The sequence below is a fragment of the Vibrio ouci genome, from assembly GCF_004551525.1.
Lineage (GTDB): Bacteria > Pseudomonadota > Gammaproteobacteria > Enterobacterales > Vibrionaceae > Vibrio > Vibrio ouci.
In genome coordinates, this window is record NZ_SATR01000071.1 from 1 (window position 1) to 9,857 (window position 9,857).

Here is a 9,857-nt window from a genome sequence, read left to right on the forward strand (position 1 = left end):
TGTTCAAGTGTCGGTAGACACGGCGAACGATAAGATTTTCGAAGGCACAGAAACGTTCAAGCTGGATGCGACAGCGGCGGCGACTGTGGGTGGAGAGAGTTTCGATCTGTCTGCGTCGGGCAATGGCAGCATTACGGATGAGCGCGACAACCCACCTGAGTCGGAAGACTTTACCGCTTCGGTAGCAAGTACTGGTAAGACACAAATTGTGTTCGATCATACTGATCCGGATAAGGACCATATTTCCGATGACGAAGACGACGCAGCTAATAAAGATGTTCATGTTGTTATCACCGAGTTACCTGATCATGGAACCTTGTACTACAACGGAGTTGAGATAACTGAAGATCAGTTGTACTCGGGTGCAGGGGATACTCAATACGATAAGTTTGATCCAGACTTGATTGAATACGAGCCGGATGCAGATTCAGAGGGTTTTGTATTAGGTCTACACAGTAGTGCTGATGAAAAACCTCTAGGAGAGGACGATCAAAGTGCTTCTCGTGAAGATTTCTACAACTGGGGCACTGAAGTTAATAGTACAACTCGCGAACTAGATTTAGGCGGCAACGATAAAGTAATTATCAGTTCAAATGGCGGCGCTTTAACCCAGTACCGAGGCGATGCTACAGCTAAGCACGTTGGTCATGGCATTGGTATTGGTGCAGGGCAAGGTATTAATGATGGTGAAGTCCTCTCTATTGACTTTGCAACGCGTCCGGCGGATTCGATTACCTTAGGTCTAGATGGCCTTGGTGGTTACTTTGAGAAAGGTCTGGGCAATTCAAATGAATCAAGCGTTGAAATTACCGTTTACTTTGAAGGTGGTAGTAAAACCTTTACTTATCAAAAAGGGCCTTCTGGCAATGACGATCTGTTCCATGAGCTGACGATTCCATCTGCGGGCTTTGAACTGCCTGATGGTACTGAAATCACTCGTGTTGAGCTTACTACTGACGGGCCGGGTAACTGGGAGTTACGTTACCTTGAAACAGAACTGAGTGATGCATTTGATTACCGTGCTGTAGATAGTGATGGTAACTTTAGCGAAGAATCAACGGTCACTATTGCGGATCAAAATGCAGACCCTGTAGCAGTCAATGACCCTGAAGGCTTCAGTGTTAGTCTTGGTTCATTGAATGACGCAGGTTCGTGGCAAAGTGATGGTGCATCAATGTCTGCTTCTTACCAAGGTGTGGCTCAAGACGTCACCGAAGTAGGTATTAAGCGTGGTGTTGGTGGTCATGAAAATGGCGGGATTGAGGAGCAAATCCAATTTAATCGTGATGAAGGCGTTTCTGAGCAGCTAGAGATAACGCTAGAAAAACCGGCGACTCAGTTTAGTTTTGAAGTCTCAAACCTGTTTAAAGGCGAAGGTGGCTCTGGTAATCATGAGCAAGGTAAATGGATTGCTTACTTAGATGGCGTTGTAGTTGCGAGTGATACATTTATAGCAAATACCGGTAAATCAACAGGCTCTTATACTGTTGATCTAAATGGTAAAGCGTTTGATTCAATTGTCTTTGAGTCGACAGATTTTGTTGATGTGCCTGCGCGTGGTTCTGATTCATCAGATTACTTCCTAACAGGCTTCGCTGCGTCAAGCCCTGAAGGTGCGTACGCGGTGAATCAAGGTGGTGTGTTGGAAGTGCCACTTTCAGAGCTCCTAGCCAATGATTCAGATCCTGACAATGACTCAATTCGAATCACTTATGTCTACGGTGAGCAACACGGCGAAGCTTATATCAAAGAAGGCAAAGTCTACTTCGATTTAGACGATGACTTTGTAGGTACGACAGAGTTTAAATATCAAATCACTGATGACAACGGCGGTTTTGATGAGGCAACGGTTAAAGTAATTGTTAACCCTGAGCCAACTACTGCATCGGTTGATGGTATTTCTTTACTTTCTTCATCGGTTGATGAGGGGCAGAGCCTAGCTTATAAAGTGGCGCTTGATGAAAGTACACTGACTGAAGCTCGCTTTAAAGTCACGCTTACTGGTGCACAAGGTGACACCGCTGATGGTGATGATGTTGATTTAAGCAAAGTCGTCTTTACCAATGGTGTTACTTACGATCAAGCTACAGATGAAGTTGTTGTTCCGGTTGGAGTTAAAGACTTTACGATCTTAATTCCGACGATTAACGACAGTGCGCATGAAGGTGACGAAACCTACACTGTCACCATTGATGGTAAAACTGCTACAGGTACCATCATCGATAATGACGTTACGATAAAAGTACACGATGCGCCGCGCGTTAATGAAGGAGAGCAAGCGCTATTCAAGGTAGAACTAAGTGAAGCCACATCGGACAAGCATTATGTAAAATTTGAAGCGACCACTATCGGTTATGATAGCGAAACAGATGATATTGATGTTGATTCTTTAATCTATGAATACCGAGATATAAATGGATACTTCCAAACTGCCACTGTAGTTGATGGATACGTTGAAATCCCTGCGGGCGTTACTGAACTGCGTGTTTCGGTTCAAACTGTTCCGGACGATAAGTTTGAGTGGACTGAAAAGTTCGGTTTACACATTATTGCGACCAAATCTGAAGTAGGCAGCAACTCTTCTATCGATGAGGCTAGCTCTGATCTTGTAGGCGTTGGTTCTATCAAACTCGATAATGCGGATAACCCGACGTTGACATTAAGCAATGCTACTCCTGTTGATGAAGGTGATAGCGCAGTATTTGTTGCAAATCTATCTAAGGTCTCTGAAGCATCGATTGATATGAAGGTTGAGTTCGTATTCTCTGCAAATGCTAGCTTAGAGGATCTGGCTTTAGATAGTGCAAAACCTTATGAAGGTGTGACAGTAACATACCTACATAAAGGTCAGCTTAAGACTATTGAGGTTGATGAAACTGACGGGACGTTTACGCTTCCAGCAAGAGTGACTGACTTTAAAGTAAATGTTGATACTGTAGACGATGGTAGGGCCGAAAACTCAGAAAGCTTTAACATTAAACTTTCGGAGGTTCCTTTCGTATCACCTACAGATGGTAGTTCAGATGTAATTATCAATCATGGTCAACTAGGTGTTACTGCTTCTGGTACTATTCTGGATAATGATGGTAATAACAACGATGGTTTGCCAACCGCAGGTAGCTTCCCGTTGTCATCTGAACACAGTGTTGTAAGAGTTGAGTTTGCCGATAAGGCAACTGATGACGAAGATGACCAAGATGACAGTAAGGTGACGAGTGTTAGGCTCGAAAGCCTGCCAACCGAAGGCGATCTATATTACAAAGATGCAGAAAGCGGCAGCTTCGTTAAGATTACTCAAGAGATGATTAAGCCGACGGCCGATGGAGTTGAACCTCTTGAGTTCCCTGATGATACCGAAGTGTATTATGTAGTAGATCGTGCAAATGCAGTTGCTGAAAGTGGTATTGACCGAAATAACTCAAGTAGTATTTCGGAAGGCTCTTTGACTCACCAAGGTATTACTTTGTCTGGCGGTAGTATAGTGGCTCACCAGTTTGTTAACGACGGTCAAGTCCAATACGATGGTAACCCTGCACAAGGTGGCTACTATACAGCTACTGGTGATGAGCAAGGAAAGGGGAAAGAAACTCAATTTGGAGAATACATCTCTATTAAGTCTGACCAAGGCAATATGTCATCTCTTACGATCGATTTTGATAGCTTAAATGGTCAAATTAAAAAAACTAAGATCGTTGCTCACCTGTTTGATAATGGGCAGCCTGTCGGTGAAGTAGAGCTTACAATTACTGATAGCGATAAAGATGACCATAATCATGCAGGGATGGCTGTTATTCTACCAACTTCTGTAGTACCAGTTACTACTTTTGATGAGGTTAGATTAACTGTTAAAGATAATGTGACCGGCGGATTTAATATTGCAGGCATACAGGTTACAGCTGTAGGTGATGTTGCTATTAACGATAGTTTCGATTACTGGGCCGTGGATTCTGACGATCAATTAAGCCCGACAACGGGTACTGTTACTATTGATGCGTCGACTGCAGTTGGTGAAAAGGAGCCTGGAGGTGTTGATAACGTTGTTTATCTCCAAGGCTTTGGTCTCGATTGGTCAAAATCTGCAGCTACGATATTTGAATCCGAGTCTAAGCGATTCTTGGATTATGATCCTATCAACGGTGCAGTAATTGATGTCGGAATTGCAAGTGACACAGTAACCATGGGTAGTGGTAGTGACACTATATATCTTGGTGAAGGGCATTCTCCAGGCGTCGATTTAAATGTAGATCCAAATGCTCATGATCAAGCTCTCATAGACTTTGCTACCAACACATACGATAACATGTTTGATACATTGGGCGATGAAGATTCTGGACTGAAAGGCTACAACGGAGCTTCGAACCCTGGCTTGGATGTAGCACAAGCAGGCGGTGGTAATGATGTTGTGTATGGCGAAGGTGGCCAAGATATTATCTTTGGTGGTACTGGACACGATATCTTAGATGGTGGTGAAGGTGACGATGCTGTTCGCGGTGGCTCTGGTAATGATACGATTATTGGCGGAGCGGGTAATGATATCCTTGTAGGTGATGATGGAGCCGATATCTTTAAATGGGTAGACGCCGATTTAGATGACTCAGTCGATATCATCAAAGACTTTGACAAGGATGAGGGCGATAAGATCGATCTATCAGACTTGTTTGAAGGAGATACAAATGACGTGGATCAAATTATCGCAGACCATATCTCAGTAACGGAATCAAGCGATGCTGAGCACCATGCAGAGATCATTGTTACTAAAGGAACTGATAAGGTAACAATTGAACTAGAAGGTTGGAGTATGTCAGATCTGACAGATCAAGTTCTAAAAGACATCCTGATTATCAAAGACTAAAATACAAAGAGCCGACCAAATGGTCGGCTCTTTTCTTATTCAGCTTTGAAAACAAGTTTATTCGGTTAAGTTACAACACCTTGCAAGCAAAACCTTTCAGGTAGAAACCTTCTGGATAAGCGCTGTCTGTAGGGTGATCTGCCGCCTGCTCAAAGCGCTCTACAAACTTCACTTGGCGGCCAGAGTCTACGGCTGCGTCTGCAATGACCTTTTGGAATAGGTCAGCACTCATTAAGCCAGAGCAAGAGTAGGTCAGTAGTGTTCCGCCAGGCTTTAGGATCTGCATCGCTAGCATGTTGATATCCTTATAGCCATTTGCACCTGACGTCAGGTTGTTCTTGCTTGATACGAACTTTGGTGGGTCCATAACAACGACGTCAAATTTAGTGCCTTGGTCGCGGTATTCACGAAGTAGTTTGAATACATCAGCGTTAAGGAACACAGCGCGCTTTTTCGAAATATCAAACTCGTTTAGCTCAGCGTTGTATTTAGCCGTATCTAATGCTGGTTGAGATACATCCGCATTGATCACGCGCTTAGCACCGCCTTTCAAAGCGTAAAGGCCAAAGCCACCAGTGTAAGAGAAGCAGTTAAGCACCTCTTTGTCTTTAACGTACTTCATTGACTGGAGACGGCTGTCACGCTGGTCAAGGTAGAAGCCGGTTTTGTGGCCACCGATGATATCAACACTAATCTTGACGCCGTTTTCTTCAATAACCACTGACTTAGGTGGCTCTTCTCCATGCAGAACACCGGTAGTTTGCTCTAGGCCTTCTTTTTTACGTACTGCAACGTCTGAGCGCTCGTAAATATTGCACTCAGGGAATACCTCTAGAAGGGCTTCAACTAGTACTTGTTTATTGAACTCAGCGCCTGCACTTAGAAGTTGGCAAACAAGGTAGTTTTGAAACTTATCGATGGTGATGCCAGGTAAGCCATCAGATTCAGCAGCAATTAGGCGGTAGCCCGTCAGTCCGTCACGCTCGATGATATCTTCACGTAGCAGTTGAGCGTCTTGGATACGTTTAACGAAGAACGATTTGTTAATCTCTTCTTTATTGAAGCTCCAAACACGTGCGCGGATCTGCGAGTTAGGTGAATAAGCCGCTTTTGCCAGCCACTTTCCATCGTGTGAGAAAACATCCACAGTTTCGCCAAGTTTTGGTTCACCTTCTACTCGGTGAATGGCACGAGAAAACACCCAAGGGTGCTTACGGCGAAGGGATTTGTCTCGGCCTTTGACTAGATAGATAGCTGGAGTCATTGGGTTACTCAATAGGTTGTTTTTAAAGGAGGGGTATTTTCTAGGATGTGTATTGGAATTGCAAATAAAAGAGCCGCCTAGTGGCGGCTCAGATTGCTAAGCTTTTAGACCGGTAAGCAGGGCTTCCATTTGGTCACTTTGATTTCTCAATTGCTCGATGTTGGCATTGGTCGCATTAATCATGCTGCAGACGTTATCTGATTGGATGCGAATCTCTTCAACGCTTGCGGCAATGTTATCAGCAACGACACCTTGCTCTTCTGCTGCTGTCGCAATTTGAATACTACTGTCTGAGATAGACTGGTTTTTCTCAGCAAGAGAACCAATCTCAACATCAACCTCAGACATCAATTGTTGACCTTCAGACGCGTTGGTTACTGTGGTTTCCATTAACTGAGTCAACGACTGGCTATTGCGTTGCAGCGCTTCAATCATGGTTTGGATCTCAACGGTGGCTTGCTGCGTGCGGCCAGCTAGAGCGCGAACTTCATCTGCTACAACCGCAAAGCCACGGCCTTGTTCACCGGCACGCGCTGCCTCAATCGCTGCGTTAAGTGCGAGTAGGTTAGTTTGCTCAGAAATACCGTTGATAGTCGTCACGACTTCATCAATTTGAGCGGCGTTTGCATCAAGCTCTGCAACCGCTTCTGAAGCAGAGCGAATCTCATTAGAGAGCTGCGAAATCGAGTTAAGTGTATGACCCACTTTCTGCTGACCTTGAGTTGCAACGCTGCGCGCATCTTCTGTCTGGGTACTTGAGTCATGTGCAAGGTTAGCAACTTCACGAATAGTTGAAGCCATTTGTTCAGTAGCACTTGCAAGCGAGTTTAAGTGTTCTTGCTGCGTTCCAGAAACATCAGCACTTTGAATGTTCGATTGATTCAAATCAGAGCTGATTTGCTGCATTAACGCGATTGACTCTTGAATAGAAATAACTAGGTTTTGCTCACGCTCGGCCACTTGGTCGATTGTGATCGCAATTTCGCTAAACTCGTCTCGTACCTTGAAGAAATTCATACGGCTAGTTAAATCGCCGCTCGCTAGCGTGCTCAATGCTTTGTTCATGGTAAACATTGCGCCGCCAATGAAGGTCATAATGTAGTAAACACCTAACGCAATAAGAGACAGTGTAACAAGTACGATGGTGATATGCGTTGCTGACATTGAAGACCAAAGGTTTTGGTCATGCGTTGCGGCGATACTGAACTCACCGCCATTAATGGCAATAGAGCCTTGGCCTGAACCGAAGGTGATCGTTTCTGAGTTGTTGATGATTGAAGCAACTTGGCTTTGCGATAGGTTACCTGCTTCGATTAAATCGCGCATTAGAACCAGCTCATCTTGATAGAGATGGTTGAGCATTTGATCTGCTGTGTTATCCAAAACGAGTGTAAGAACGACTAATGCAATCAAAGGAAGGAGGAAAAGAAGGTAGAACTTTTCTTGAATTTTGAGATGAATGAGATATTTGTCAATCCAACGAAATGGTATTTCTTTCATAATTATTATATCCAGTGAGAAAACCCATATGTCCATTATGGGTGATAATTAAAACCGTCTAAATATATCACTGAGCAATGAATAGAGGTACTTAGAATGCAAGAAAGTTGTGAGAGGTTCACGGTATCGGGGCTTGTTCAAGGTGTTGGCTTTAGATATTCAACATCTTATGAAGGCCAAAGGCTAGGCGTTACTGGTTATGCTAAGAACTTATACAATGGCGATGTTGAGGTTGTGGTGTGCGGTTTGCCGGAGCAAATTGAGGCAATGGCACTGTGGCTTAAGCACGGCCCTAAGACATCAAGAGTGGAGAGTGTTGTAAGAGAGCTGATTCCATTCAAACCGTTTAAAGGGTTTAAGATTCTGTAGTGGGAAACTACAGAATCGTCTTTAGCACTATAGGCATTTAGCCGGTTTTGGCAGGCCAGCGAGCTTGGTCGCCTGTTTTGCAGGGCCTTGCTTGAATAGCTTGAACAGGTACTTACTGTTGCCTTTTTCTGGCCCGTGCGCCTTTTCCATCGCTTTCACCAACATTCTGACTGCTGGCGATGTATTAAATTCAACATAGAAATCGCGAACAAAATGGACGACTTCTAAGTGTGCATCAGTCAATTCAATACCTTCTTGCTCGGCTAGGATAGCAATCATTCCTTCTTCCCATTGGGTATGATCCAATAGATAGCCCTGTGCGTCAGTTTCGATTTGTTTACCGTTGTACTCAAACATCTTACGATCCTAATAACATAGATATTCAATAGGGTAGCGCAGCATACCGTGATTAAACAATATCGCAAGTACGAAAAAGCCCGGCAGGGTTATCTGCCGGGCTTTTAGGTATCAATCTAATGAACGATTAGTCGTCGTTCATAATACCTAGAATGCTTAACAAGCTCGTGAACAGGTTAAGGATGTTTAGGTACATAGAGATAGTTGCGCTTACGTAGTTTGTTTCTTCACCACGTACAATGCGGCTTGTGTCGTATAGAATAAAGCCAGAGAACACAAGTGCAGACATGCTGCTGATTGCTAATTGACCGATTGTAGAACCAACAAAGATGTTGATGATTGCAGCAACGATAACGATGATTAGACCTGCAATCAGGAAGTTACGCATGAAAGAGAAGTCTTTCTTGCTGCTAATTGTGTAAGCCGATAGGCCTAAGAACACCATACCTGTCAAACCAAGAGCTTGAGCGATGATAGATGGTCCGTTAGCGATTGATGCGTAGTAAGTTAGCATTGGACCTAGAGCACCACCCATTAGAGTTGTGAACACGAAAGTCCATACAATCCCCATTGATGAGTTAATGCTTTTTGGTAGTGCAAAGAAAAGAATACCGATAGCTGCAATTTGCATAACAAGAGCCATCATTGGTGAAATACCAATTGCCATTGTTGCCATTGCCGCTACTGCACTTGTTACTAACGTCATTGATAGCAAGAAGTAAGTGTTCTTAAGTGTTTTGTTGATCTCAAGTGTATTAGGAGCACTTGTAGAACGAGTAAACATAGGGCTGTTCATGATCTTCCTCGTAAGGTTTTATGTTTATAACTACATTTATGAGGTTGAATGGCCAAAAAATCAAGCCCCAATTAACGTTGTAGTAAATAAAATAATAATAGAAATAAAAACTTATGTATTTTGAAATATGTAACCTTTTATTTCGTTGTCTCGTTGATTTTTTATTGCACCATTCAAAACTACTGAGATGACGATTTAGTGAAAGAAAATTAAAGAGGATTAGCAACGTTCGGCATTTTGGGTTTGAGTCGGCATAAGTATTTTAGCCACAATAACTTAGGTTTGTCAAAAGCAATGCCCACTGCTTCATTGGACGTCCTTTTTCTGCTTAGTGGGCGTCTGCTACATAAGGTTATAAATAAATGGATGTAAATGGTTATATAGGCAATACGGAGTTTACTGAACTCGCAAACAACCTATTAGATATCAAGGAAGTGCCTGATGATATTGCAGGGAACTGCAAATTTGTTCAAGGGAACCTAATTCATTCATATTGGCTTGAGCACTATGGTGTAGAGGTTGACCAAGATATCAAACTCACAGAAATGCAGATTCGCTCTGCTCAAGATTTCAGGGCGGGATCGCACTTTGTTAACAACTATGATCTAATAGGCTCAAATCCACAAATTGATATCGACTTTGAGCCTCATAGAACACCTTTCCGTTGTTGAAGATACGCGTTCATCCATCAACCAAAAGCATGATTTAATTGATATTAT

General features: G+C 43.3%; 7 protein-coding genes. 3 read left to right on the forward strand and 4 right to left on the reverse strand.

Translation table 11 applies throughout. From position 1 onward, the window contains the following. Positions 1 to 4,852 (forward strand): Ig-like domain-containing protein (locus tag ELS82_RS22430; RefSeq protein ID WP_134837428.1); only part of this gene is annotated, 4,852 nt, incomplete at its 5' end. Positions 4,853 to 4,922: 70 nt separating this feature from the next. On the opposite strand, the gene ELS82_RS22435 is transcribed toward ELS82_RS22430, so the two are convergent. After that, complete coding sequence (locus tag ELS82_RS22435) at positions 4,923 to 6,116, reverse strand: class I SAM-dependent methyltransferase (RefSeq protein WP_134837429.1); 1,194 nt, start codon at positions 6,114 to 6,116, stop codon at positions 4,923 to 4,925. 96 nt (positions 6,117 to 6,212) lie between these two features. After that, a complete protein-coding gene (locus ELS82_RS22440; RefSeq protein WP_134837430.1) occupies positions 6,213 to 7,616 on the reverse strand; it encodes a methyl-accepting chemotaxis protein in 1,404 nt (467 codons plus the stop codon). A gap of 96 nt (positions 7,617 to 7,712) precedes the next feature. On the opposite strand from ELS82_RS22440, the gene yccX reads away from it, so the two are divergent. Then, positions 7,713 to 7,985 carry an acylphosphatase gene (yccX, locus tag ELS82_RS22445; protein WP_134837431.1) on the forward strand — a complete coding sequence of 91 codons (273 nt, stop codon included), beginning with the start codon at positions 7,713 to 7,715 and terminating at the stop codon, positions 7,983 to 7,985. 27 nt (positions 7,986 to 8,012) lie between these two features. Here the strand turns inward: yccX and ELS82_RS22450 are convergent, their stop codons facing one another. Both ELS82_RS22450 and ELS82_RS22455 read right to left on the reverse strand, forming a co-directional pair. After that, positions 8,013 to 8,342 (reverse strand): TusE/DsrC/DsvC family sulfur relay protein, encoded by a 330-nt coding sequence (locus ELS82_RS22450; RefSeq protein ID WP_134837432.1) that lies wholly within the window; start codon positions 8,340 to 8,342, stop codon positions 8,013 to 8,015. 127 nt (positions 8,343 to 8,469) lie between these two features. Continuing rightward, entirely contained in the window at positions 8,470 to 9,138 is a 669-nt protein-coding gene (locus ELS82_RS22455; RefSeq protein WP_053440382.1) for a Bax inhibitor-1 family protein, read from the reverse strand. A 362-nt stretch (positions 9,139 to 9,500) separates the two neighbouring features. Here ELS82_RS22455 and ELS82_RS22460 point away from each other — a divergent pair, with 362 nt between their 5' ends. After that, positions 9,501 to 9,809, forward strand: coding sequence for a hypothetical protein (locus tag ELS82_RS22460; RefSeq protein WP_208733252.1), 309 nt, complete (start codon positions 9,501 to 9,503; stop codon positions 9,807 to 9,809). Positions 9,810 to 9,857 lie beyond the last annotated feature (48 nt).

Coding starts and splice junctions, on each gene's coding strand:
- ELS82_RS22440 (WP_134837430.1), bottom strand. CDS start 7,616: ATGAAAGAAATACCATTTCGTTGGATTGACAAATATCTCATTCATCTC.
- ELS82_RS22460 (WP_208733252.1), top strand. CDS start 9,501: ATGGATGTAAATGGTTATATAGGCAATACGGAGTTTACTGAACTCGCA.
- ELS82_RS22450 (WP_134837432.1), bottom strand. CDS start 8,342: ATGTTTGAGTACAACGGTAAACAAATCGAAACTGACGCACAGGGCTAT.
- yccX (WP_134837431.1), top strand. CDS start 7,713: ATGCAAGAAAGTTGTGAGAGGTTCACGGTATCGGGGCTTGTTCAAGGT.
- ELS82_RS22435 (WP_134837429.1), bottom strand. CDS start 6,116: ATGACTCCAGCTATCTATCTAGTCAAAGGCCGAGACAAATCCCTTCGC.
- ELS82_RS22455 (WP_053440382.1), bottom strand. CDS start 9,138: ATGAACAGCCCTATGTTTACTCGTTCTACAAGTGCTCCTAATACACTT.